Origin of the sequence: Rhodococcus sp. AG1013 (assembly GCF_003350365.1) — a bacterium.
In the GTDB taxonomy this organism is placed as follows: domain Bacteria; phylum Actinomycetota; class Actinomycetes; order Mycobacteriales; family Mycobacteriaceae; genus Prescottella.
In genome coordinates this window covers 176,619-201,483 of sequence record NZ_QQAT01000004.1, presented here as the reverse complement: position 1 = coordinate 201,483, position 24,865 = coordinate 176,619, and the positions used below count along the sequence as shown (strand labels likewise).

Annotated in this window: 26 protein-coding genes; 6 read left to right on the top strand and 20 right to left on the bottom strand. The window is 68.9% G+C overall.

Going from position 1 to position 24,865, the window contains the following annotated elements; translation table 11 throughout:
• Nucleotides 1-126: 126 nt before the first annotated feature.
• From DEU38_RS07960 to DEU38_RS07945, 4 genes are all read left to right on the top strand, one after another.
• Entirely contained in the window at nt 127-936 is an 810-nt protein-coding gene (locus DEU38_RS07960; protein ID WP_181818701.1) for a tyrosine-protein phosphatase, read from the top strand.
• Nucleotides 937-1,006: 70 nt separating this feature from the next.
• Entirely contained in the window at nt 1,007-1,477 is a 471-nt protein-coding gene (locus DEU38_RS07955) for a hypothetical protein (RefSeq protein WP_114719776.1), read from the top strand.
• A 97-nt stretch (nt 1,478-1,574) separates the two neighbouring features.
• Complete coding sequence (locus tag DEU38_RS07950; RefSeq protein ID WP_114719774.1) at nt 1,575-2,009, top strand: SRPBCC family protein; 435 nt, start codon at nt 1,575-1,577, stop codon at nt 2,007-2,009.
• Nucleotides 2,010-2,022: 13 nt separating this feature from the next.
• Nucleotides 2,023-2,688 (top strand): DUF3105 domain-containing protein, encoded by a 666-nt coding sequence (locus tag DEU38_RS07945; RefSeq protein WP_114719772.1) that lies wholly within the window; start codon nt 2,023-2,025, stop codon nt 2,686-2,688.
• A 5-nt stretch (nt 2,689-2,693) separates the two neighbouring features.
• Here the strand turns inward: DEU38_RS07945 and DEU38_RS07940 are convergent, their stop codons facing one another.
• From DEU38_RS07940 to DEU38_RS07895, 9 genes are all read right to left on the bottom strand, one after another.
• Nucleotides 2,694-3,179, bottom strand: coding sequence for a flavodoxin family protein (locus tag DEU38_RS07940; protein WP_114719770.1), 486 nt, complete (start codon nt 3,177-3,179; stop codon nt 2,694-2,696).
• 5 nt (nt 3,180-3,184) lie between these two features.
• Nucleotides 3,185-3,652 (bottom strand): hypothetical protein, encoded by a 468-nt coding sequence (locus DEU38_RS07935; RefSeq protein WP_114719768.1) that lies wholly within the window; start codon nt 3,650-3,652, stop codon nt 3,185-3,187.
• On the bottom strand, nt 3,649-4,407 hold the full coding sequence (gene dapB, locus DEU38_RS07930; RefSeq protein ID WP_114719766.1) for a 4-hydroxy-tetrahydrodipicolinate reductase: 759 nt from the start codon (nt 4,405-4,407) through the stop codon (nt 3,649-3,651). Before dapB ends, DEU38_RS07935 begins: the two co-directional genes overlap by 4 nt.
• A gap of 84 nt (nt 4,408-4,491) precedes the next feature.
• A complete protein-coding gene (locus DEU38_RS07925; RefSeq protein ID WP_114719764.1) occupies nt 4,492-5,364 on the bottom strand; it encodes a class I SAM-dependent methyltransferase in 873 nt (290 codons plus the stop codon).
• A 359-nt stretch (nt 5,365-5,723) separates the two neighbouring features.
• The gene (locus DEU38_RS07915; RefSeq protein WP_114719760.1) at nt 5,724-6,830 is read right to left on the bottom strand and encodes an alcohol dehydrogenase catalytic domain-containing protein; all 1,107 of its coding nucleotides are present in this window, start codon (nt 6,828-6,830) and stop codon (nt 5,724-5,726) included.
• Nucleotides 6,831-6,870: 40 nt separating this feature from the next.
• Complete coding sequence (locus DEU38_RS07910) at nt 6,871-8,220, bottom strand: pitrilysin family protein (protein ID WP_114719758.1); 1,350 nt, start codon at nt 8,218-8,220, stop codon at nt 6,871-6,873.
• Nucleotides 8,221-8,367: 147 nt separating this feature from the next.
• Nucleotides 8,368-10,659: a polyribonucleotide nucleotidyltransferase gene (locus DEU38_RS07905; protein ID WP_114719756.1), complete on the bottom strand. Its 2,292-nt coding sequence runs from the start codon at nt 10,657-10,659 to the stop codon at nt 8,368-8,370.
• 282 nt (nt 10,660-10,941) lie between these two features.
• The gene (rpsO, locus tag DEU38_RS07900) at nt 10,942-11,211 is read right to left on the bottom strand and encodes a 30S ribosomal protein S15 (RefSeq protein ID WP_031939812.1); all 270 of its coding nucleotides are present in this window, start codon (nt 11,209-11,211) and stop codon (nt 10,942-10,944) included.
• 135 nt (nt 11,212-11,346) lie between these two features.
• Nucleotides 11,347-12,318 carry a bifunctional riboflavin kinase/FAD synthetase gene (locus DEU38_RS07895; protein WP_181818700.1) on the bottom strand — a complete coding sequence of 324 codons (972 nt, stop codon included), beginning with the start codon at nt 12,316-12,318 and terminating at the stop codon, nt 11,347-11,349.
• Between the two features lie 227 nt (nt 12,319-12,545).
• On the opposite strand from DEU38_RS07895, the gene DEU38_RS07890 reads away from it, so the two are divergent.
• Entirely contained in the window at nt 12,546-13,217 is a 672-nt protein-coding gene (locus DEU38_RS07890) for a metal-dependent transcriptional regulator (RefSeq protein WP_147283479.1), read from the top strand.
• 52 nt (nt 13,218-13,269) lie between these two features.
• Nucleotides 13,270-13,680 (top strand): hypothetical protein, encoded by a 411-nt coding sequence (locus DEU38_RS07885; RefSeq protein ID WP_114719750.1) that lies wholly within the window; start codon nt 13,270-13,272, stop codon nt 13,678-13,680.
• A gap of 9 nt (nt 13,681-13,689) precedes the next feature.
• On the opposite strand, the gene truB is transcribed toward DEU38_RS07885, so the two are convergent.
• The 11 genes from truB to rimP form a co-directional block, all read right to left on the bottom strand.
• On the bottom strand, nt 13,690-14,616 hold the full coding sequence (truB, locus tag DEU38_RS07880; RefSeq protein WP_114719748.1) for a tRNA pseudouridine(55) synthase TruB: 927 nt from the start codon (nt 14,614-14,616) through the stop codon (nt 13,690-13,692).
• A 49-nt stretch (nt 14,617-14,665) separates the two neighbouring features.
• Nucleotides 14,666-15,340 (bottom strand): 4'-phosphopantetheinyl transferase Npt, encoded by a 675-nt coding sequence (gene npt / locus DEU38_RS07875; protein ID WP_114719746.1) that lies wholly within the window; start codon nt 15,338-15,340, stop codon nt 14,666-14,668.
• Between the two features lie 11 nt (nt 15,341-15,351).
• Complete coding sequence (locus DEU38_RS07870) at nt 15,352-16,275, bottom strand: metallophosphoesterase (protein ID WP_114719744.1); 924 nt, start codon at nt 16,273-16,275, stop codon at nt 15,352-15,354.
• A 4-nt stretch (nt 16,276-16,279) separates the two neighbouring features.
• Nucleotides 16,280-17,650 (bottom strand): MATE family efflux transporter, encoded by a 1,371-nt coding sequence (locus DEU38_RS07865; RefSeq protein WP_181818699.1) that lies wholly within the window; start codon nt 17,648-17,650, stop codon nt 16,280-16,282.
• A 1-nt stretch (nt 17,651) separates the two neighbouring features.
• Nucleotides 17,652-18,653, bottom strand: coding sequence for a bifunctional oligoribonuclease/PAP phosphatase NrnA (locus tag DEU38_RS07860; protein ID WP_114719742.1), 1,002 nt, complete (start codon nt 18,651-18,653; stop codon nt 17,652-17,654).
• 12 nt (nt 18,654-18,665) lie between these two features.
• Nucleotides 18,666-19,151 carry a 30S ribosome-binding factor RbfA gene (gene rbfA, locus DEU38_RS07855; protein WP_114719740.1) on the bottom strand — a complete coding sequence of 162 codons (486 nt, stop codon included), beginning with the start codon at nt 19,149-19,151 and terminating at the stop codon, nt 18,666-18,668.
• Nucleotides 19,152-19,193: 42 nt separating this feature from the next.
• Entirely contained in the window at nt 19,194-19,484 is a 291-nt protein-coding gene (locus DEU38_RS07850) for a DUF503 domain-containing protein (protein ID WP_114719738.1), read from the bottom strand.
• Between the two features lie 97 nt (nt 19,485-19,581).
• Complete coding sequence (infB, locus tag DEU38_RS07845; protein WP_114719736.1) at nt 19,582-22,485, bottom strand: translation initiation factor IF-2; 2,904 nt, start codon at nt 22,483-22,485, stop codon at nt 19,582-19,584.
• Nucleotides 22,486-22,688: 203 nt separating this feature from the next.
• Nucleotides 22,689-23,033 (bottom strand): YlxR family protein, encoded by a 345-nt coding sequence (locus DEU38_RS07840; protein WP_114719734.1) that lies wholly within the window; start codon nt 23,031-23,033, stop codon nt 22,689-22,691.
• A gap of 44 nt (nt 23,034-23,077) precedes the next feature.
• Nucleotides 23,078-24,109, bottom strand: a complete 1,032-nt coding sequence (gene nusA / locus DEU38_RS07835; RefSeq protein WP_114719732.1) for a transcription termination factor NusA — start codon at nt 24,107-24,109, stop codon at nt 23,078-23,080.
• A complete protein-coding gene (gene rimP / locus DEU38_RS07830) occupies nt 24,106-24,672 on the bottom strand; it encodes a ribosome maturation factor RimP (protein WP_114719730.1) in 567 nt (188 codons plus the stop codon). The genes nusA and rimP overlap by 4 nt, the downstream gene beginning before the upstream one ends.
• Nucleotides 24,673-24,865 lie beyond the last annotated feature (193 nt).

Sequence of the window (24,865 nt, the reverse complement as noted above, 5' to 3'; positions counted from 1 at the left end):
GCGTCGGCGGGTCGAGTGAGTCTGCTCAAACGCCACCCCGCAGGTGCCTGGACGGTGTATCAACTGGGTGTACACCGTGTCAGCCGCGGTCGCGGCTCGGCATCCGATCTCGAGAAGGAGCGTCCCGTGGTCCATGCCCCAACCCGCGTCCGCGTGATTCGCGCGGCAGCCGCTCTCACCGCCGGTGCTGCACTGTTCGTCGGCGGACCGGTCGGCGCCGCGCTGGCCGCACCGACGACGGTCGCCGCGGCCGACATCGACCACTCGCTCCACCTCGAAGGCGCGCCGAACGCGCGCGACGTGGGCGGGTACACCACCGTCGACGGCAGGACCGTCCGGACCGGCATGGTGTTCCGCACGGACGCGCTCGACAAACTGACCCCGGCGGACCTCGCCGCGCTCGAAGGCCAGGACGTCAAGGTGGTCGACGACCTGCGCACGGTGTACGAGCGGATTCTGCAGCCCGACCGGTTACCCGCCGGCGCGACGGCGAACTGGTACGACGTGCTCGGCCAGGCGCCGATCGAGACGATGGTCGACCTCCGGTCGGCGTACGTCGCATTCATCGACGCCCCCGGCGCCGACGAGGCGTTCGCGGCCGTGCTGCGCGACATCCGCGACACCGACGGCGCCGTGCTGTACCACTGCAGCGCCGGCAAGGACCGGACCGGCTGGACCACCGCGGTGCTGCTGACGATCCTCGGCGTGGACCGGGAAACGGTGAACGCGGACTACATGCTGACGAACCAGTACGTCGACGACAGCGGCTCGAGCATCACCGCCTCGCTCGGCGGCGGCGGAGTGAAGCAGGAGTGGCTCGACACCGCGTTCGCCACCGCCGAGCAGAGGTACGGCAGCTTCGACAACTACGTGCGCCAGGGTCTCGGCCTGACCGACAACGACATTGCGGCGTTGAAGGCCAAACTCCTCGTCTGACATCACCAACCGTCAGTGTGACGCCATTTCGACGATTGACTGACGTCAACAATGGCGTCACACTGACTTCATGGATCTCACCGAGTACACAGCCCGATTGCGTGACGACCTCGCCGCGGCGGCGGCCCTCGGAGACGAGGACACCCAGCGGATCGCCCAGGCCCTTGCAGGCGCGGTGGAGCGCTCGGCACAGCTGATGCTGGTGTCGGCGCTGTCCGATCTCGCCCGCGAGGCTTCCGACGAGCTCGGCGACCGCACCCTCCACGTTCGTTTCGACGGGACGGACGTCGCGGTCGCGGCGACCCGGCGCCGCCCCGAACCGGGCGACACACCGCCGAGCGACGCCTCCGACACCTACCGCACCATCGAGGACGTCACGGGCGACATCAGCCGCGTGACACTGCGATTGGTCGACCAGATCAAGTCGCGGGCCGAGGAAGCCGCCCTGCAGGACGGGATGTCGCTCAATTCGTGGGTCTCCCAGGCGGTTCAGGGCGCCCTCCGGGATCAGATGCGCCGCAGTCGCCCCGACGACGCCTGAGTCGTTTCCCCTCCACGCGCGCCGACCTGCGGTGATCCCGGCCCCGAGAATGGTCTAATTGCGTCTCATCGTTCACGGGGTAGAGGGAGTGCAGAGCATGGCTGTTTCCGGGGCCAAGGAGTTCGAGGTCAAGGCCGCACCGGCCGACGTCATGGCAGCGATCGCGGCCGTGGACCGGCTTCCCGAATGGTCGTCCGCTCACAAGAAGGTCATCGTCGAGAGCACCCATCCGGACGGCCGCGCGCACCGCGTGCGGATGACCGTGTCGATCATGGGCATCAACGACGAACAGGTCGTCGACTACTCGTGGGACGGCGACACCGGAATGTCCTGGACGCTGGTCGAGAGCACTCAGCAGAACAGCCAGGATGGCGCGTACACCCTCACCCCAAAGGGCGACGGCACGCTGGTGAAGTTCGAGCTCACCGTCGACCCGAAGATCCCGCTGCCGGGCTTCATGCTGAAGAAGGCACGGAACATGGCACTCGACACCGCCAGCAAGGGCCTCACCAAGTTCGTCGACGGCAAGTAGGCCGGGCACCGACGTGGGTCCCCTCGTCCGGGTCGCGGCAGCGGCGACGGCACTGATCGTGATCGCGGTGACCGCCGGCTGCGGCAGCACGGTCCGCGGCACCGCGGTCGCCGAGCCGTTCGCGCCGACCACCGACAACCCCGACCCCTCACTGGGGATCGAGGGGATCACGGTCATCGAGTACCCGGTGGGTCTCCACGTCCGGTCGCAGCAGCGTGTCGCGTACGACCGGACTCCCCCGTTCGGCGGACCGCACGACGCGGTGTGGGCGGACTGCAACGGAACCGTCTACGACGCACCGATCCGCAGCGAGAACGCGGTCCACTCACTCGAGCACGGCGCGGTGTGGATCACGTACGACCCGAAACTCGTCACCGGCACGGACCTCGCCCGGCTCGTCGGTCGCGTCGAGGGGCAGCCGTATCTCATGATGTCGCCGTACCCGGACCTGTCGGTCCCGATCTCGCTGCAGTCGTGGGGCCACCAACTGGTGGCCGACGGCCCGTCGGACTCGCGGATCGATCACTTCGTCGAGGCACTTCGCTTGAACCGCAACACGTTTCCGGAACCGGGCGCGACGTGCTCAACCCTGCCGGACGTGTTCGACGTCGACAACCCTCCGCCGTTCCAGGCCGGGCCGCCGGATCGGTCGTCGCCCGACACGGTTCCGATGAACTGAGGCGGTCAGAGGTCCCCGGCGACGGTGACCGCGACGGTCGCGCCCAGCTCGTAGCAGCGCTCGCGGACGTGCGCGTCGATCGGCCCCGTGATCTCCAGGATCTGCGCGGCCTGCGTCAGTTCCAGCCCGGTGACGATCTTCTGCACCGACTTCACCGCGCCGGCGGTGTCGTTGTTGCCGTGCACCCACAGCCCGTACGGACGCCCGGCCACGGCATCGAGGCACGGGTAGTAGACGGTGTCGAAGAAGTGCTTGAGTGCCCCGGACATGTAACCGAAGTTCGCGGACGTCCCGAACACGTAGCCGTCGGCGCCGAGGACGTCGACGGCGGTCGCGTGCAGCGCCGGCACCGAGCGCACCGTGACGCCGGTGATCTCGGGGTCGCGAGCACCGGCGAGCACCGCCTCGAGCAACTCGCGCGTCGCCGGGGAAGACGTGTGGTGCACCACCAGTAGGGTCTTCTCCGCCTGCCCCGGCGACGCGTCAGCCATCGCGGTCAGCCTTCGCGCTCGAGCTTCTCGAGCGACACGGCGCGTCGCATCGTGTCGCGCGCGCGGCCGCGGTCGCCGGCGTAGTCGTAGGCCCGCGCGAGGCGGTACGAGTTGCGCCAGTTGTCGGGATCGGCTTCCCACTCCTGCTTGACCTGTGCGAACAACGCGTCGGCGGCGTCACGTTCGATCCGGCCGGACGGGCGGCGCGGCAGATCGTCGACGTCGAGCTCGAGGCCCTCGTCGTGCATCCGACGGGCCAGGTGCTGGTGTGCGAGCCCGGACCGGATGGTCGCGACGACCATCCACACGCCGAGCAGTGGCAGGACGAGCACGGCGATGCCGAGGACGACCGGGACGGCACGACCGTCCTGGATCAGCGCGATGCCACGCTGCCCGAGCAGCACGAAGTAGAACGCGAGGGCGACGACGATCGCCGCGATCGCGGCGACCACACGGGTGGACTGGTTCTTCACAGGTCGAGCAGGGGGTCGATACCGACGGTGAGGCCCGGGCGCTGCCCGATCTCGCGGACGCCGAGCAGCACGCCGGGGGCGAACGAGTTCCGGTCGATCGAGTCGTGCCGGATCGTCAGGGTCTCGCCCTGCGTGCCGAGCAGCACCTCCTGGTGCGCGACCAGACCGGCCAGGCGTACCGAGTGGACGCGCACGCCGTTCACGTCGGCACCGCGGGCACCCTCGAGTTCGGTGGTGGTGGCGTCGGGGCTGGGTCCGCGACCGGCCTTCTCCCGCGCCTCGGCGATGAGTGCGGCGGTGCGGTACGCGGTGCCCGACGGCGCGTCGGCCTTGTTCGGGTGGTGCAGCTCGATGACCTCGACCGAGTCGAAGAAGCGTGCCGCGGCGGCCGCGAACCGCATCGACAGCACCGCGCCGATCGCGAAGTTCGGGGCGATCAGCACACCGACGCCCGGCTTCTCGGCCAGCCATGACCGCACCTGCGCGAGGCGGGCGTCGTCGAACCCGGTGGTGCCGACCACGGCGTGAATGCCGTTGGCGATCAGGAACTGCAGGTTGTCCATGACGACGTCGGGGTGGGTGAAGTCGATGACGACCTGTGCGCGCTCGTCGACGAGGTGCTCGATCCGCTCCCCCTGATCGACACCGGCCACCAGTTCGAGGTCGTCGGCCTGCTCGACGGCCTCGCACATCGCGCGGCCCACCTTGCCCTTCGCACCGAGAACACCGACCCTGATGGGTGCTGCTGAAGTCACTTCCACGCTCCGTCCGATCCCGTCGATTCCTTGGGGGAAAGCCTACGGTGCGCCGACCGGTGCCGGACACCGGGACGGGAACAGTCACCGGCGAACAGCGGTGATGAACTGGCTGGACCGCATGGGGTCCTGGTCGGGATTCTCCAGGGTCCGGCCCCACTGCTCCGCGACGTCGGCCGATCGGATCACCTCGACGTCCCACCCGTGCCCCGAAAGCCACTCGGCGGGGCCGAAGTCCGGCTCGTCCGGCCACAGCGCCTCCATGTCGATCCCGAAACGCTTGTTCATGTCGTGGAACTGCGGTTCCTGCAGCATGCCCCGGACGTCGTCGACGTGCTCGATACAGATCCGACTACCCGGCGTCGACAACTCGGTGACCGATCCGAGCAACTGCTCCTTCGCCAAATTCGGCAGGAACGGCATCAGGCCCTCCGCGAGCCACGCCGACGGTCGGGTGCGATCGAAACCCTTGTCCCGCAAGGGAACCACCCATGGCTCCCGAAGATCCACCGCGACGACCCGCCGATCGGACCGCGGGGTCGCGCCCTGCTCGGTCAGAACCTCACCCTTGAACGAGAGCACCTTCGGCGCGTCCAACTCGTAGACAACTGTCCCCGGCCGCCAGTCGAGGCGGTAGGCCCGCACGTCGAGACCGGCCGCCAGCAGCACCACCTGGTCGATTCCGGCCTCACCGGCGGCGGCGAAGTACTCGTCGAAGTACCGCGATCGCACACCCATGTAGTTCGCCATCGATTCCCACGGGATCCCGAGGTCCTCGGCCGCATCCAGTCGCGTCGGCATCGGCACCGGGGGCGCTGCCGCCTCCACGAACGCCTCCGCATACGGGTCCGAGACCAGACCGCCTTCGCGGTGCGTCTCCATCGCGCGTCCCGCCGCGACACCGAGCGCCGTGATCCCCACGCCGGTGACGATGTCCCATTCCGCCAGTTCGTTCATATTCCGTCAGCCCCGTCCATCGCCGTCGACCTCGGCATCGAGGGCGAGGGGGGCCTCCCGCCCGAATCGTCGCAAGCCTGCCGCATCGGGCCCCACGGCACCTCATCGCGGCCGCGAACAATCGGGAAGAACGGTTGCCGCGCAACACCTTCCGGCACCGCCCATGCCGCCGGCCGTCGACGGCAGGATGAATCCGACCGCCCGGACCGACTCGATCTCCACAGGCAGGTGCCCCGGGCCCACCACCACGAATGCGGTCGCCATCCCGGCGAGTACAACCATTCCCGACCACCGCCGACATCGTTCCCCCGTGCCGCCATGCTACGCGCCGGACCGGGCGCCGAACCCGACGATCTGCCTCACTCGAACATGATCACCTGACGCAACGCCGTGCCGTCGGCCAGCGCATCCATGCCCGCGTTGATGTCGTCGAGGGCGATCCGCGACGAGATGAGCCTCTCCACCGGGAGACGACCCCGACGCCACAGATCGGCGTAGACGGGGATATCGCGGGCCGGCACGGCCGAACCGAGGTAGCTGCCGACGATCGTGCGTGCCCCCGCCACGAGGGACAGCGGCGAGATCGACGCCCGCGCGTCCGGCGCCGGCAGACCCACGGTCACCGTCGTGCCGCCGGGCGCCGTCGCCGACACTGCGGCCTCGAAGGCCCGCGCGTTGCCGGCAGCCTCGACGACGACGTCCGCAACCACCCCCTGCTCCGCCAGCTCTCGCGGGGTGAGCACCCGGGTTGCACCGAGTTCGACTGCGGTAGAGAGCTTCTCCGCGACCGCATCGACCCCGATGACCTCGCCGACGCCGGAGGCGACGGCCGTGAGGATCGCGGCCATGCCGACGCCCCCGAGGCCGACCACCAGGACGGACTCTCCTTCGTGCGGACGTCCCGCGTTGAGCACCGCGCCGCCACCGGTGAGCACCGCGCAGCCCAGGACGGCGGCGATCTCGGGCGGGACGTCGTCGTCGACGGGCACCACCGAGTGGCGATTCACCACCGCATGGGTGGCGAACCCGGATACGCCGAGGTGATGGTGCACGATCGAGCCGCCGCGATGCAGGCGGCGTTCACCACCGAGCAGCGTGCCCGCGTTGTTCGCCGCACCGCCCACCGTGCACGGCATCCGGCCGTCGGTCGCACATCCGGCGCACTCGCCGCACCGCGGCAGGAAGGTCATGACGACCCGCTGTCCTTCGACCAGGTCGTCGACGCCCCGGCCCAGTGCCTCGACCCGACCGGCCGCCTCGTGACCGAGCAGCATCGGCACGGGCCGCACGCGACTGCCGTCGACGACGGACAGGTCGGAATGGCACAGTCCCGCGGCCTCGATGCGGACCAGGACCTCGCCCGGTCCGGGCGGATCCAGGTCGAGATCGGTGACCACGATGGGGGCCGATACGGCATACGGCCGCGGCCGCGCGATCTCCTCGAGCACCGCTCCACGAATCCGCATTCCGCTCCCCTTCCCCGGCGGTCACCGGGATGTCAGACCACTACTGGACGATCCCCCGAACCGATGCGGGCAGGTCCCGCTTGCGCCGGTACGGCCCCACCACCGCGGCCGCGAACGGCCGCTGGAGCAGGACCCGGGCGACGTCGCGCACCTCGTCGGTGGTGACCTCGTCGATGCGCGCGAGGGTCTCCGACACCGACTGGTGGTTGCCGTAGTTCAGTTCGCTGCGGCCGATCCGGGTCATCCGAGAACCCGAATCCTCCAGCCCCAGCACCAGCGAGCCCCGCAGCGAGCCCTTCGCGCGGGCGCACTCGGCGTCGGTGATGCCGTCGGACGCGACGTTCGCGAGCACCTCGCGGATCAGGGTCGCCACCTCGCCGAGGTTCTCCGGCTGGCAGCCGGCGTACACCGAGAAGGCGCCGGTGTCGGCGAAGGTGTCCACCCCCGAGTACACCGAGTAGGCGAGCCCGCGTTCCTCCCGGATCTCTTGGAACAGGCGAGAACTCAGACCTCCGCCCACCGCGGCGTTGAGCACCGACAAGGGCCAGCGATGACCCTCGTGGCGACCGAACGCCCGCACGCCCAGCGCCAGGTGTGCCTGCTCGCTGTCGCGTTTCGTCAGGCTCAGCGTCGGCGCGGTCCGCAGCCGGATCGCACCCTCGCGCCGTGGTGCGGGTGATGCGGACCGGTCCAGGTGCCCCACGAAGGCCCGGCGCACCAATTCCACGACGTGCTCGTGTTCGACGTTGCCCGCGACCGCGACCACCATGCGGTCGGGTGTGTAGCGGCGGACGTGGAACGAATGCAGCTGGGTGCGGGTCATCGACTCGATCGACTCGATGCTGCCGATCACCGGCCGGCCCACGGGGTGGTCACCGAACAGCGCGGTCAGGAACGCGTCCCCGAGAAGATCCTCCGGGTCGTCGTCGCGCATCGAGATCTCCTCGAGCACCACTTGACGCTCGACGTCGACGTCGACCGACCGGCACCGTCCGCGCAGCACGACGTCGCTCACGAGATCCACCGCGAGCGGCAGGTCGTCGTCGAGGACGTGCGCGTAGAAGCAGGTGTGCTCCTTGGACGTGAACGCATTGAGTTCGCCGCCGACCCCGTCCATCATCTGAGCGATGTCGAGCGCCGAGCGGGTGGGGGTGGACTTGAACAGCAGGTGTTCGAGGAAGTGCGCGGCGCCGGCCACGGTGGGCTGCTCGTCGCGTGATCCGACGCCGACCCAGACGCCGATGGACGCCGAACGCACACCCGGGACGTGTTCGGTGACCACCCGGAGGCCGCCGGGAAGCTCCGTGCGCTGCACGCCGGTGCGGGGATGCGGATCGAGAGCGGAGCCGGGTCGGGCCTTCAGGGGCTTCGCGCGAAGGGATTGAGCCATGTGGCGGTTCGTGTTTCCTTAAGTCCGGACGATGTCCCGAAAACCTCGGAAGGTGCGGTGAACGTCGATCCACGATACACCCGGGTAAAGGTCCGGCCCCGCACGGACGAACCGTGCGGGGCCGGACCCGGTACTGCTGTGGCCGACCTACTCGGCGGCGGCGTCACCCTCGGCGGAATCAGCAGGCGCGCCCGCTGCATCGTCTTCGACGGGGATCAGCGAGATCTTGCCGCGGTTGTCGATGTCGGCGATCTCGACGCGGAGCTTGGAGCCCACGTTGACGACGTCCTCGACCTTGGCGATCCGCTTGCCGTTGCCCAGCTTGGAGATGTGCACCAGTCCGTCGCGGCCCGGGAGCAGCGAGACGAACGCACCGAAGGCGGTGGTCTTGACGACCGTGCCGAGGAAACGCTCGCCCACCTTGGGCAGCTGCGGGTTGGCGATGGCGTTGATCTTGTCGATCGCAGCCTGCGCGGACGGGCCGTCCGCGGCACCGACGTACACCGTGCCGTCATCCTCGATCGAGATGTTGGCGCCGGTCTCCTCGGTGATCGAGTTGATCATCTTGCCCTTGGGGCCGATGACCTCACCGATCTTGTCCACGGGGACCTTGATGGTCGTGATGCGCGGCGCGAACGGGCTCATCTCGTCCGGGGTGTCGATGGCCTCGGCCATGACCTCGAGGATCGTGGTGCGGGCGTCGTGCGCCTGCGACAGCGCGCCGGCCAGCACCTTCGAGGGGATGCCGTCGAGCTTCGTGTCGAGCTGCAGGGCGGTGACGAAGTTCTTCGTGCCCGCGACCTTGAAGTCCATGTCGCCGAAGGCATCCTCGGCGCCGAGGATGTCGGTGAGCGCGACGTAGCGGGTCTCGCCGTCGACCTCGTCGGAGACCAGGCCCATCGCGATACCGGCGACCGGAGCCTTCAGCGGCACACCGGCGTTGAGCAGCGACAGCGTCGAGGCGCAGACCGAGCCCATCGAGGTGGAACCGTTGGAGCTCAGTGCCTCCGAGACCTGACGGATGGCGTACGGGAACTCTTCCTGGCTGGGCAGCACCGGCATGAGCGCGCGCTCGGCGAGGGCGCCGTGCCCGATCTCGCGACGCTTCGGCGAGCCCACGCGACCCGTCTCACCGGTGGAGTACGGCGGGAAGTTGTAGTGGTGCATGTAGCGCTTGCTGGTCTCGGGGCCCAGCGAGTCGATCTGCTGCGCCATCTTGACCATGTCCAGGGTGGTGACGCCCATGATCTGGGTCTCGCCACGCTCGAACAGCGCGGAACCGTGCGCACGCGGGATCACGGCGACCTCGGCGGACAGCGACCGGATGTCGGTGATGCCACGGCCGTCGATGCGGAACTGGTCGCGCAGGATGCGCTGGCGCACAAGCTTCTTGGTCAGCGAGCGGAACGCAGCGCCGATCTCCTTCTCGCGGCCCTCGAACTGCGGAGCGACCTGCTCGAGCACGTCGACCTTGACCTCGTCGGTCTTGTCGTCGCGCTCCTGCTTGCCGGCGATGGACAGCGCGGCCGTGAGCTTCTCGGTCGCGGCGGCCTCGACGGCGGCGAAGACGTCGTCCTGGTACGCCGGGAACAGCGGGAACTCACCGGTCGGCTTGGCAGCCTTCTCGGCCAGCTGCTGCTGGGCCTGGCACAGGCGAGCGATGAACGGCTTGGCGGCCTCGAGGCCCTCGGCCACGATCGCCTCGGTGGGCGCCTGCGCGCCGCCGTCGATGAGCTCGATGACGTTCTCGGTGGCCTCGGCCTCGACCATCATGATCGCGACGTCGGCGTCGTCACCGGAGCCGGAGACGACGCGGCCCGCGACGACCATGTCGAACACCGCGGTCTCGAGCTGCTCGACCGTCGGGAACGCGACCCACTGGCCCTTCTTGTTGTCCTCGGACGTGATGAGCGCGACACGCACGCCACCGACGGGACCGGAGAACGGCAGACCGGCGATCTGAGTGGACGCGGAAGCGGCGTTGATCGCGACGACGTCGTACAGATCCTTGGGATCGAGGCTCAGGACCGTCACGACGACCTGGATCTCGTTGCGCAGGCCGTCGACGAACGACGGGCGCAGCGGCCGGTCGATCAGACGGCAGGTCAGGATCGCGTCGGTGGAGGGACGGCCCTCACGACGGAAGAACGAGCCGGGGATGCGGCCCGCGGCGTACATGCGCTCCTCGACGTCCACCGTCAGGGGGAAGAAGTCGAAGTGCTCCTTGGGCTGCTTGCTGGCCGAGGTGGCCGACAGCAGCATGGTCTCGTCGTCGAGGTAGGCGACGACGGCGCCGGCGGCCTGCTGAGCAAGGCGACCGGTCTCGAAACGAATGGTGCGGGTGCCGTAGCTCCCGTTGTCGATGACGGCGGAGGACTCGAACACGCCCTCTTCGACCTCGATTGCGGAATTTGCGGAATTCGCGGAATTCTCTGTCATTTCTTTTCTTCTCTTCCCTCTCGTCTTTTGCCGTATCCGCATGGGCGCCGCGACCCTCCTGGTCGCGGCTGCGCACCCCTCACAGTGCGGAGGCGGCCATCGATCGAAGCCTGCCGGATTGCATCCGGAGGGCCACTACCGAAGACCGACGCCACGGCTGCAGGCGCGGGCGGCGGGGGTGGTGCAAACACCGATAGCCAACGAGGCTCAGTCTAAGCATCGACTATGCAAGCCTCGCTGGCTATCGGTGAGGTCGGCGAGCCAACTCGCCGTGTGACCGTCTTATCGGCGCAGGCCGAGACGCTCGATGAGCGAACGGTAGCGGGCGATGTCGACCTTCTGGACGTACTTGAGCAGACGACGACGGCGTCCGACCAGCAGCAGCAGGCCGCGGCGGGAGTGGTGGTCGTGCTTGTGCATCTTCAGGTGCTCGGTGAGATCGACGATGCGCTTGGTGAGCATGGCCACCTGCGCCTCCGGCGAACCGGTGTCGGTCTCGTGCAGTCCGTACTCGCCGAGGATCTGCTTCTTCTGCTCGGTGGTCAATGCCACTTGGTGCACTCCTGTAACTGACGTCCGCGTGAATGGAAATCGGAGATTCCGGCTCGCACCGGACCCCCGACGGGTGCGGCCGCCGCGAACCGCAGCACACACCAGCGGGAAATCCTACCAGGTACGGCGCCTCGGTCAGTACTCGGCAGCCTCGGTGAGGATCTTGCGGGCCTTCTCGGCGTCGCGGCCCATCTCCTCGATCAGCGCGTCCACCGAGTCGAACTTCTCCATGCCTCGAACGCGCTCGACGAAGTCGACCGCGACGTGCTGGCCGTACAGGTCGGCCTCCCGGTCGAGCACGAATGCCTCGACGGTGCGGGTACGGCCGGAGAAGGTCGGGTTGGTACCCACCGAGACAGCCGCCTGGTAGCGCTGTCCCGGCTCCACCGTGCCCTCGACCGGGCCGGCGCCCAGGACGGTGAACCACGCCGCGTACACGCCGTCCGCGGGAATCGCCGAGTACATCGGCGGTGCGATGTTCGCGGTCGGGAAGCCGAGCCCACGCCCACGACCGTCGCCGTGCACGACGACGCCTTCGACGCGGTGCGGGCGTCCGAGCGCCTCCGTGGCCGCCGCGACGTCTCCCGCGTCGACGCACGAGCGGATGTAGGTCGAGGAGAAGGTGACGGCGTGCTCGGCGAGCAGGTTCACACCGTCGACGGCGAATCCGAACCGCGCGCCCGTCTCACGGAGCAGGTCGACATTGCCGGCCGCCTTGCGACCGAACGTGAAGTTCTCGCCGACGACGACCTCTGCGACATGCAGACGCTCGACCAGGATCTCGTGGACGTACCGCTCGGGAGAGAGCTTCATGAACTCCGTCGTGAAGGGCATGACGCAGAAGACGTCGATTCCCAACTCCTCGGCCAACTCGGCCCGCCGCGGCAGCGTCGTCAGCTGCGCCGGGTGACTACCCGGGCGCACGACCTCCGCCGGATGCGGATCGAATGTCATGAGGACACTGGGAATTCCACGCTCACGAGCCGCGCCGACCGCGCGGGAAATCAGTTGCGCGTGCCCACGGTGCACGCCGTCGAAAACGCCGATCGTCAGGACACAACGCCCCCAGTCCGCCGGCACATCGTCCAGACCTCGCCATCTCTGCACAGGTGGCAGCCTACGGCCACTGCGGACGCCGGTCACGTTCGGACCGACTCTGCGGTGCGAATCCGCTGATCATGTTGCGCGATCAACGAACCGGTCGGCGACTCCGGTGTCCGCTGTGCGCACGGCAGCGGTGTGTCCGACGGGATGTTGATGTGTGTCCCGGGTGACTGTTGCCTAAGCTCGTAACCGTGGCCACGCAGAAGTCAGACGTAACCCCTCCGAGCGAGGTGACCCGCCCGGAGACCTTGTCGTCGGTGGCGCAGGACTACCTCAAGGTGATCTGGACGGTCCAGGAATGGTCGCGCGAGCGGGTGTCGACCAAGCTGCTGGCCGAGCGGATCGGCGTCTCGGCATCCACCGTCTCGGAGGCCATCCGCAAGCTGTCCGACCAGGGTCTGGTCGACCATGCCCGGTACGGTTCGATCGCGCTGACCGACGCCGGCCGGTCCGCGGCCGTGTCGATGGTGCGCCGGCACCGGCTCATCGAGACGTTCCTCGTCAACGAACTCGGGTACGGCTGGGACGAGGTGCACGACGAGGCGGAGGTTCTCGAGCACGCCGTCTCGGACCGCATGATCGACCGGATGGACGCCAAGCTCGGATTCCCCGAGCGCGATCCGCACGGCGATCCCATTCCGGCCGCCGACGGCTCGGTGCCCACGCCGCCGGCCCGCCAGCTCAGCGACTTCCAGGACGGCGATTCCGGGCGCGTCGCCCGCATCTCCGACGCCGATCCGGCGATGCTGCGCTACTTCGACTCGGTCGGGATCGCACTCGACACCGAGATCGCCGTCGTCGAACGTCGCGACTTCGCCGGCACCGTGTCGATCCGGCTCGACGCGCGGCCGGACACCGTCGACCTCGGCAACCCTGCCGCACAGGCCATCTGGCTGGTCTAGGCTCGGCTCACCGCACCACGTCGGGCGGCACACGACCGGAACGAGGTCCGTGATGAACTCAGTCGTCCGTCGGATCGCACGATCGGCCGCGACCGTGTCCGCCATCGGTGCCGTCGCCGTCGCCGGTGCCGGAATCGCCTCCGCGGACGAATGGCCGCCGGTCCCGCCCTACCCCAGCGCCACCGGTCCCGCCGAGTACTACGGCTTCCTGACGCCCACCGACCCGGACTACTGGAATCCGTTCGTCAGCCGCAACCGGCTGACGTCACCCTTCGGCACCAGCACCCGCATCGTGTGCACCGGCTTCCACGGCGTCCTGTCCGAGTGCTGGCAGGCCGACCGCGAGGGAAATCCGCACAAGCTGGTCCACCTGCCGATGGACTACCCCGGATCGATGGGGTCGAACGAGCCCGGTGGCGGGCCGGTGCATTTCGTCTACCCGGGGTTCATTCCGGGCAGCTGAACACCTGCGCTACTGGAGGGTCGCCGGCCGCACCACCATCACCGAACTGGCCCGCTTGCCGCGCTCCTGCAGCAGGGCGATGGTGTGCCCGTTCGGGTCGATCGCCGCGTACACGCCCTTCAACCCGATCGGCTCGAGCCACCGGCCCTGGCTGATCGATTCGGCCTCTTCGGCGGTGATCTGCCGGTGCGGGAACGCTGTCTGTGCGGCCTGGTCGATGTCGAGGCTGACGCCCGGATCGTCCGCGAGCTGGTCCAGGGTGCGGGCATGCTCGAGTGTGAACGGCCCGACGCTGGTGCGTCGCAGCGCCGTCAGATGGCCACCGACTCCGAGCGTCGCACCCAGATCCCGGGCGAGTGCGCGGATGTAAGTGCCGGACGAGCAGTCGACGTCCACGTCGAGGTCGACGAATCCCCCGTCCTCGGACGGCACGTCGCGCCGCGCCAGCACCTCGAAGCGCGAGACCGTCACGGGACGGGCCGCGAGCGTGACCTCCTCACCCGCACGGATCCGGGCGTGAGCGCGCTGACCGTCGACCTTGATGGCGCTCACACTCGCCGGCACCTGCTGGATGTCGCCGGTGAGCTTCGCGACCTCGGCCGCGATCTGCTCGTCGGTCACGGCCGACGCATCCGACGTCGAGAGGACCTCGCCCTCCGCGTCGTCGGTCGTAGTTGCCTGGCCCAGCCGGATCGTCGCGCTGTACGACTTGGTGGTCAATGCCAGCAGGCCGAGCAGCTTGGTCGCCCGCTCCACACCGAGGATCAGCACACCGGTCGCCATCGGGTCGAGGGTTCCGGCGTGGCCCACCTTGCGGGTGTTGAGCAGCTTCCGGCACCGGGCGACCACGTCGTGGCTGGTCATCCCCGCATCCTTGTCGACGATCAGCAGGCCGGCGCCGACGAGGCCGGAGGACGGTTTTTGAGACTTGGACACGTGGTCCGATTCTGCCAGCCGCCGGTCGGATCACCGACTCGGCTCCTACTCAGCTCACCGAGATGGCCGTGACGATCAGCCCGTCCGACACCAGCCAGCGGCCGTCGAAGCTGACCAGCGGCGCTGATCCGTCGGTCGTTCCGCCCGGCACCAGAAGCCTCGAATGGAAGGAGCCCATCGCCCCACCGCCGGCGCTTTCGGTCCCGCCGGTGAACGTGATGTGTGCGTCCTCGAAACCGAGCCAGCGCCGCGTCAGTGGGAACCACGCCTTGTAGGTGGCCTCCTTGGCGCAGAACAGCAGCCGATCCCAGTGCACGACGGCCGGGTCGACGCCGGTGAGCCACTCGCGTTCCTCGGGCAGGCTCACGGCGTCGAGAACGCCGTCGGGCAGTGGCCCGTTCGGCTCGGCGTCGATGCCGACGCTGCGGACCTGCATCGCGTAGCCGAGGACCGCGGCGCGGTAGCCGTCGCAGTGCGTCAGGCTCCCCACGACGCCCCGCGGCCACACGGGAGAACCGTTGTCGCCCCGCAGGATCGGGGCCGGTTCCATCCCCAGGTCCGCCATCGCGAGCCGGGCGCAGTGGCGCGCGCCGATGAACTCGCGGCGGCGCTTCTCGACCGCCTTCGCGATCAGCGACTCCTCCTGCGGATGCGGCTGCAGTCCGGGCGGGTCCTCGAACAGCTCCGCCGAGGCGACACCGGTGGGCAGAATGCGCTCGATCAACCCAGTTCCTCTCAACGCTGCGCTCTCATCCGCTCGTACTCCGCTTCCTGCTCCGCGGTGATCCGAAAGTGTCCGCCGAACTTGTTCAGGGTGCCGGGCGCGTAGTCCGGCACCGGCAGGATCTGGCGCAGCAGCTTGTCGGGCAGGCCGCGGCGCTGCCACTCGCGCGGGTAACCGACGGACACCTCCTCGAACCGCACCCCGTCGTAGTACGTCGTGCGGGGAATGTGGAGGTGGCCGTACACACAGCACACGGCGTTGTAGCGGGTATGCCAGTCCTTGGTCGCCTCGGTGCCGCACCACAGCGCGAACTCCGGGTAGTACAGGACCGCGGTGGGCTCGCGGACCAGCGGGAAGTGGTTGATCAGGACGGTCGGGACCGACGGGTCCAGGGCGTCGAGTCGCTGTCGAGTCTCCTCGATCCGGGCCCGGCACCAGGCGTCCCGGGTCGCGTAGGGCTCCGACGACAGCAAGAACTCGTCGGTGGCCACGACGTTCTTGTCCCGCGCGATGCGCAGGCCGTCGGCCTTGTCGATCGCCCCGGCCGGCAGGAACGAGTAGTCGTACAGCAGGAACATCGGCACGATCGTGGCGGGACCGCCCTCGCCCTCCCACACCGGGTACGGATCCTCCGGCGTCAGCACACCGATCTCGCGGCACATGTCGACGAGGTAGTCGTAGCGGGCTTTCCCGTGCATCTGCACCGGATCCTTGGCGGTGGTCCACAACTCGTGGTTGCCGGGCACCCAGATCACCTTCGCGAAACGACTCTTCAGCAACGTCAGCGCCCAGCGGATGTCGTCGGTCTTCTCCGAGACGTCGCCCGCGACGATCAGCCAGTCGTCGGGCGAGTCCGGGAAGATCTCCTCGGTGATCGGACGATTCCCCCGGTGTCCGACGTGTGTGTCGCTCACCGCCATCAACTTCCCTGCCACACCACTACCCTTTCGTCTCCCGGAACTGGAGATCGGAACCCCCGACGGCCCAGCGGCCCGACGCTGTGCGCCACAACACAGCGAACATCCGCAGCATGAGGAACACAGTAAGCCCCGTCCAGATTCCGGCCAGTCCCCAGTCCCAGGCCAGCGACGCCCAGATGAGCGGGAGGAATCCGACAAGTGCGCAGGCCAGCGTCGCGGTCCGCAGGAACGCGGCATCGCCCGCACCCAGCAACACGCCGTCGAGCGCGAACACCACGCCCGCGACCGGCGTGATGCCGACGAAGAACCACCACGCCACCGCCGCCTGGTCGAGCACGGCGGGATCCTCGGTGAACAGCGCCGGGATCACCGTGTGCCCGGCCGCGAACACCAGGGCCAGCACCATCGCGAACACCGCCGACCAACGCGTCAGACGCCACGCGAGCCGCTTCGCTCCGCGCACGTCGCTGCGGCCCAGTGCGGCCCCCACCAGGGTCTGCGCGGCGATCGCGAGCGAATCGAGCGTCAGCGACACCAGGTTCCACAGCTGCAGCACCACCTGGTGGGCGGCGACGGACGCGGCACCGAACCGCGACGCGACAGCCGCCGCCGACAGGAAGCACGCCTGGAAGGCCAGGCTGCGCAGGATCAGATCGCGGCCGAGGACCATCTGCGCCCGCATGATCCCGGCGCGCGGCCGCAGCGGCACACCAGAGCGCAGCAACGCCACCCCGAACAGCACCGCCGACGTCGCTTGACCCGCGACGTTCGCGATCGCCGACCCGACCAACTCGAGCCGGGGCGCCCCGGCCACGCCGTGCACCAGCAGCACACACAGCACCGCCGAGATCGCCTGCCCCACCAGTACGAACCGCAAGGGCCGCATGGTGTTCTGCACACCGCGCATCCAGCCGTTGCCGGCCATCGCGACCAGAATCAGGGGCGCCCCGAACACCGCGACACGCAGCCATTGCTCCGCCTCGGAGGCAATGTCGCCGGACCCCGCGATCAGCGACGTGATGGGCCCGGCCAGCAGTTGGACGACGGCGACGAGCGCCGCGCCGATGCCGAGGGCCAGCCACGTGGCCTGCACACCCTCCCCGACCGCGTCCCCTTCCCGGCCGGCGCCGTGCATGCGCGACGCCCGCGCGGTGGTCCCGTACGAGAGGAACGTGAGCTGGGTGCTGACCTGGGCGAGGACGAGCCCGCCGACGGCGAGGCCCGCGAGCGCGAGGGCACCGAGATGCCCGACGACGGCGATGTCGAGCAGGAGGTAGAGCGGCTCCGCGGCGAGAACGCCGAGCGCGGGCAGCGCGAGCCCGAGGATCCGGCGGGCCCCGACGTCGGCGCCCTCGGCGATCTCGGTGGTGCGGTCTGTCGTGCCGGTCAAGTCAGCCGAGGGTTTCCTGCAACGCGGCGACGACCGATTCGCTGGTGCCCGTCGCGGTGTAGCCGGCCGCGAACCGGTGCCCGCCGCCCCCGAGCCGTTCCGCGACCGCCGAGACGTCCACCGACTCCTTCGAGCGCAGCGACACCGACCACACGTCCGGCGCGGACTCCTTGAACACCGCCGCGACCTCCGCCTCAGAGGTGGTGCGCACGATGTCGATGACGCTCTCGACTTCCTCGGACCCGAGTCCGGCGGAGTCGGCGCAGCGGATCACCGCGTGCACCAGTCCGCGGCCGTCCGCGGCGTCCGGCACCAGGGCCGCCGACGACAGCACAGAGCCGAGCATCGGCAGCCAGCCGAACGGGTGGGTGTCGAGCAGTCGGCGCGCAATGGCGGCGCCGTCGATGCCGGTGCCGAGCAGTCGCTCGGCGAGGGTGTGTGTGCCCGGCTGCACCCAGCGGAAGCATCCGCTGTCGGTCACGAGTCCGGCGTACAGGCAGTGCGCGAGGTCGGCGTCGATCTCCACACCCCACAGGTCGAATATTTCCGCCAGCACGGCCGTGGTCGCCTCGGCGGACTCGTCGACCAGGTTGAACATCCCGAAACGGGTGTTGGACCGGTGATGGTCGATCACCAGCGACCGCCGCGCCCCGCCCAGACGGGACGCCAGCTTGCCGAGCCGTCCCGTGCTGCCGCAGTCGACGGTGACGAGTAGATCGACGTCCTCGTCGACGGCGTCCGCCGGAACCAGCAGGTGCGTGCCGGGCAGACCCGACATCGACACCGGCAGGTCAGCGGGCGCCGCGAACGACACCTGGACCGGAATTCCCTTGCGCTCGAAGACCATTCCGAGAGCAAGACCGCTACCGATCGTGTCGGCATCGGGTTGGAGGTGACAGAGGATCGTCACCGACGTCGCACCCGCCAGCACCTCGACCGCATCCTGCGCATGCAGGTTCTGCGGGCCGAGGGCCGGGGGCGAGGTTTCCGGGCAGTGGGTCATGGGCGCCGCGGGTCAGTTGTCCTCGGACGAGGACACGTCCCCGGCGGCAGACTCGTCGCCGTCGGCCGCGCGCGACTCCTTGTAGGGGTCGGCGTCGCCCGCCGGCTGCGCGTTCTCCCGGGCACGTGCCACGGCATCGTCCGCGGCGCGCGCACGAGCGAGCAGCTCTTCCATGTGCCGAGCGGTGTCCGGCACGGTGTCCGCGACGAACGTCAGGGTCGGCGTGAACCGCACCCCGGTCCCGGCGCCCACCTTGGAGCGGAGCACACCCTTGGCCTTCTCGAGACCGGCGGCGGCACCCGCGACGTCGGGTTCGGACTCGAGGTCCGCCCCCATCACCGTGTAGTACACGGTGGCGTCGTGCAGGTCGGCCGTGACCTTCGCGTCGGTGATGGTCACGAAGGCCAGACGCGGGTCCTTGATCTCGTGGTCGATCGCCGTCGCGACGATCGTGCTGATTCGCTTAGCGAGCCTGCGTGCGCGTGCAGGATCTGCCATGGCAATCAGTCTCCTCTCTGGGATATCTCCGCCGTCAGCCCGTTAATCCTCGGGGCCGAAAATTCTTCGTCGAACTGCCAGTAACTGCAGTTCCGGTCGTCCAGCGACGTGCCGCTCGCACTGATCCAGCACCTCGTGGACATGATCGACCCCCGAACTGGCCACCGCGACACCGAGCAGGGCCCGCCTGTAGCGGTCCTGCTCGCCGGTCTCGGCAGCTGACACCCCATATCGGCGCAATTCGGTCAGAACCGGTCGGACCAGCGACCGCTTCTCCTTCAATGACCGCACATCGCCGAACAGGATGTCCATCTCGAGCGCACCGAGATACACCAGTCCTCCCTCCGGTGTGAGATGTCGACTACCGGCACAGCCGGAGTGTCCCTCCCCGGTGGCACCAGGCCACCGGGGAGGGACACGTGCGGTGCGACTAGTCCCGCGGCTTCTCGCGAAGCTCGTAGGCCTCGATCACGTCGCCGACCTTGATGTCGGAGTACGTGACGGTCAGACCGCACTCGTAGCCCTCGCGGACCTCGGTCGCGTCGTCCTTCTCCCGCTTGAGCGACGAGATCGTCATGGTCTCGGCGATCACCGCGTTGTCACGGATCAGGCGTGCCTTCGCGTTGCGGCGCACGATGCCCGAGGTGACGAGGCAGCCCGCGATGTTGCCGATCTTCGAGGAGCGGAACATGGCACGGATCTCGGCCTTGCCCAGCGACACCTCCTCGTAGACCGGCTTGAGCATGCCCTTGAGGGCCTTCTCAACCTCGTCGATGGCCTGGTAGATCACCGAGTAGTACCGGATGTCGACGCCCTCGCGGTTCGCCAGCTCCGTCGCCTTGCCTTCGGCACGGACGTTGAAGCCGATGATGATCGCGTTGGACGCGGACGCCAGGTTGACGTTGGTCTCGGTGATGCCACCGACACCGCGGTCGATCACGCGCAGCTGCACCTCGTCGTCGATCTCGATCCCCATGAGGGCCTCTTCCAGCGCCTCGACGGTGCCGGAGTTGTCGCCCTTGAGGATGAGGTTGAGCTCGTTGTGCTCCTTGAGCGCGGCATCCAGATCTTCCAGGCTGATGCGCTTGCGGCTGCGGGCAGCGAGCGCGTTGCGCTTGCGTGCATTACGCCGGTCCGCGATCTGGCGGGCGATCCGGTCCTCGTCGACCACGAGCAGGTTGTCGCCTGCGCCGGGGACCGACGTGAAGCCGACGACCTGGACGGGACGCGAAGGCAGTGCCTCCTCGACGTCGTCTCCGTGCTCGTCGATCATGCGACGGACGCGGCCGTAGGCGTCGCCCGCGACGATCGAGTCGCCGACCCGCAGGGTGCCGCGCTGGATGAGCACGGTCGCCACGGGACCACGGCCACGGTCGAGGTGCGCCTCGATCGCGACACCCTGGGCATCCATGTCCGGGTTGGCGCGCAGATCCAGGGAGGCATCCGCGGTCAGCAGCACCGCTTCCAGGAGGGCATCGATGTTGGTGCCCTGCTTGGCCGAGATGTCGACGAACATGGTGTCGCCGCCGTACTCCTCGGTGACGAGGCCGTACTCGGTGAGCTGCTGGCGGATCTTGTCCGGGTTCGCCCCCTCCTTGTCGATCTTGTTCACCGCGACCACGATCGGCACGTCGGCCGCCTGGGCGTGGTTGATCGCCTCCACCGTCTGCGGCATGACGCCGTCGTCGGCCGCGACCACGAGAATCGCGAGGTCGGTGGCCTTGGCACCGCGGGCACGCATGGCGGTGAACGCCTCGTGACCCGGGGTATCGATGAACGTCACCAGACGCTCATTGCCGTCCAGCTCGGTCAGCACCTGGTAGGCGCCGATGTGCTGGGTGATGCCACCGGCCTCGCCCTCGCGGACGTTGGCCTTGCGGATCGTGTCGAGCAGGCGGGTCTTGCCGTGGTCGACGTGACCCATGACGGTGACCACCGGCGGACGTGACTCGAGGTCGTCCTCGTTACCGGCATCCTCGCCGTAGGTGAGGTCGAACGACTCGAGCAGCTCGCGGTCCTCGTCCTCCGGGCTGACGACCTGGACGACGTAGTTCATCTCGCCGCCGAGCAGCTCGAGGGTCTCGTCGTTCACCGACTGAGTGGCCGTGACCATCTCGCCGAGGTTGAACAGCGCCTGGACCAGTGCCGACGGGTTCGCGTCGATCTTCTCCGCGAAGTCGGAGAGGGATGCGCCGCGAGCGAGACGGATGGTCTCACCGTTGCCACGGGGCAACCGCACGCCGCCGACGGCGGGCGCCTGCATGGAATCGTATTCCTGACGCTTCTGCCGCTTCGACTTACGACCGCGACGCGGAGCGCCACCGGGGCGACCGAAGGCACCCGCGGCACCGCCGCGACCACCCGGACGTCCGCCGCCGCCACCGGGGCGACCGCGGAATCCACCGGGAGCACCGGCACCTGCACCGGCACCGGGAGCACCGGCACCGGGAGCGCCGCCACCGCGGTAGCCACCGCCGCCACCACCCGGACGACCGCCGGGAGCGCCGGGACGGCCGCCGCCGGGACGACCCGCACCGGGTGCGGGACGCGACGAGCGGGCCGGCATCGCACCGGGACTCGGACGGGGAGGCATGGATCCGGGGCTGGGACGGGGGCCGCCCTGGCCGGGAGCCGGACGCGGGCCACCGGGACCTGCGGCCGGGCGCGGAGCGCCGGGAGCACCCGGACGCGGGGCACCGCCCTGCGGACCCGGACGCGGAGCACCCGGACGCGGGGCACCGGGTGCCGGGCGCGGAGCCGGACGGTCGGCGGGAGCCGAGGAGTACGGGTTGTTACCGACGCGCGGCGGCTTGGGGCCGGGGCGCGGACCACCGGGCTTGGGGCCCGGAGCGGTCGGGGCTGCTGGAGCCGGAGCGGCCGAGGCCGCCGGAGCTGCCGGAGCAGCGGGCGCGGCCGGAGCAGCGGGTGCCTGCGGGGCAGGCTTCGGCGCCGGCGTGGGTGCCGGGCCGGGACGCGGACCGGGCACCTTGGCGGCCGGAGCGCTGGGAGCGGCCGGAGCCGCCGGGGTTTCTGCCGCCGGGGCCGCGGGAGCGGCCGGAGCGGGCTTGGGGCCGGGGCGCGGGGCACCGGGCTTGGGCGCGACCGCACCGGGCTTGGCGGACGGACGCGGAGCACTGTCCGAGCCTTCCGTCTTGCCTTCGGTCTGCGACTTCGCGGACGGGAACGACTCCCGCAGACGACGCGCGACGGGCGCCTCCACCGTGGAGGACGCCGACTTCACGAACTCGCCCTGCTCCTTGAGCCGTGCGAGTAGTTCCTTACTTGTGACACCGAGTTCTTTCGCCAACTCGTGCACGCGGGCCTTGCCTGCCACTGCTCTCCTCTACTGAGAGGTCGAGCGAGCGACTTGCCCGCACGACCTCGGTTATCTCCGATGGACGTTCATCGCTGGTGCTTCACGGTGTGCTCATGAGTGCTTGTGCCTGTTCTCTGAGGTACTGCTCGACATTCCCGAGTGTTGTGCAACCCGAGAGGTCCCGAGTGGTACTACGTCCTGCGTGATCACTGTGCCTGTTTTCACAGGTTCGAATGACCCGCCTTCGATGTCTCGAACATCCCGCCCGGCTCGGTCAGCCGGTCGAGTTCCGAGGAATCCAGACTTCCGGACACCCGTAGTGCTCTGCCGAATGCTCGGCGCCGACCCGCCTCAGCCAGGCACTTCGGGTCGAGGTGCAACCACGCACCGCGCCCTGGGAGCCTTCGCTTCGGATCGGGGGTGAGGACGAATCCACCGGACTCGGCCTCCCGCGCCACGACCCTGAGCAGGTCGGCGGCCAGCCCTTTCTGCCTGCATCCAACGCACGTCCGCACCGGTTCACCGGCTTGGACACGCGTAGACACCGACAGTTCACGCTGAACCATCGACCACTCTACCGCTGTATTGGCGTGAACTCCGCATTCTGTTTCTAAGCACCCGTCGTTTCGCGACCGACCTGTGACTCGGGGCCCGGGGCGGCGTCACTGCGGATGTCGATACGCCACCCGGTCAACCGTGCAGCGAGACGCGCATTTTGCCCCTCCTTGCCGATGGCCAGCGACAGCTGGAAATCGGGGACGACGACCCGCGCAGCCCGCGCATCGGGATCCACCACAGTGACGGACACCACTTTCGACGGCGACAGCGCGTTGCCGACGAACTTCGCCGGATCCTCGTCGTAGTCGATGATGTCGATCTTCTCACCGGCGAGTTCGCTCATGACGTTTCGCACGCGCTGACCCATCGGGCCGATGCACGCGCCCTTCGCGTTCAGCCCCTGCACGCGGGAGTGAACCGCGATCTTGGACCGGTGGCCAGCTTCGCGCGCGACCGCGATGATCTCGACCGAGCCGTCGGCGATCTCGGGAACCTCGAGGGCGAACAACTTGCGGACCAGATTCGGGTGGGTCCGCGACAGCGTGATCTGCGGCCCACGCTGACCCCGGGAGACCCCGACGACGTAGCACTTGATCCGGTCGCCGTGCTCGTAGGTCTCCCCCGGCACCTGCTCGGCCGGCGGGATCAGACCCTCGGCCCCGTTGGCCTCGCTACCGATCCGCACGACGACCATGCCGCGCGCGTTAGCGCGGGTGTCGCGCTGGATCACGCCGCCGACGATCTCACCTTCGTGGGTGGCGTACTCGCCGAAGCTGCGCTCGTGCTCGGCGTCACGCAGGCGCTGGAGGATGACCTGACGAGCCGTGGTCGCGGCGATACGCCCGAAGCCCTCCGGGGTGTCGTCCCACTCCTCGCCGACACGATTGCCGTCCGCATCGACCTCGTGCGCCATGACTCGCACGATGCCGGTCTTGGTATCGACGTCGATACGCGCGTGGGGCTGGTGTCCCTCGGTGTGTCGGTACGCGGTGATCAGAGCCGTCTCGATCGCCGCGATGATCGTGCCCGCGGAGATTCCCTTGTCCGTCTCGATTGCCCGCAGCGCGGCGATATCGATATTCACTTGTCCGACCCTTCTACTTCTTCGTTCGACGCATCCGCGTCCGCAGGTGCGACACGACCCTCCGGGATTCCACCCGCAAGCTCGATCTCCCTCGCATCGGGTCGCGAGAATTCCACCTGCACAACAGCTTTCCTGACATCTTCCAGTTCCACACGACGCACCGTCGGGCCACCCTTGGCCTTGACGACGACATCGACACCACCGTCGGCGAGCCGGCCGATCCGGCCGGTCACGGACTCGGATTCGAGTTCGATCAACGCCTTGCGCCCCTGGGCGCGCCGCCAGTGGCGCTCCTCGGTGAGCGGCCGGTCGATACCCGGCGACGTCACCTCGAGCGTGTACGGGGACTCACCGAAATCCGAGGCGGCGTCGAACACGTCGGAGATGACGTGGCTGAGCCGGGCGACCGCGTCGAGTTCGAGCCCGGCGTCACTGTCGACCATGACGCGGACCGAGCTGTGCCGGCCCGCGAGTGTGATCGTCACATCCTCGAGGTCGTAGCCCTCACGCTCGACAGGTTCGGCGAGAAGCTCGATAACCCTCTCCCTCGACGGCACCGGCATCTGGGACGCTCCTCGCTTCAGTTGTGGTCATCACTGACGTGTGGTGGTCTCACCCTGCGCCGATCGACTTCGTCGTCGCAGGACGGTACGCACCACGAGGTGGACTGTGGAGCATTCAGGGTATCGCGCTTCCGGGGCGTTCGTGACCATGCGGTCCGACGCGACCGGCCGACCATCCGGTCCGATGTGACGG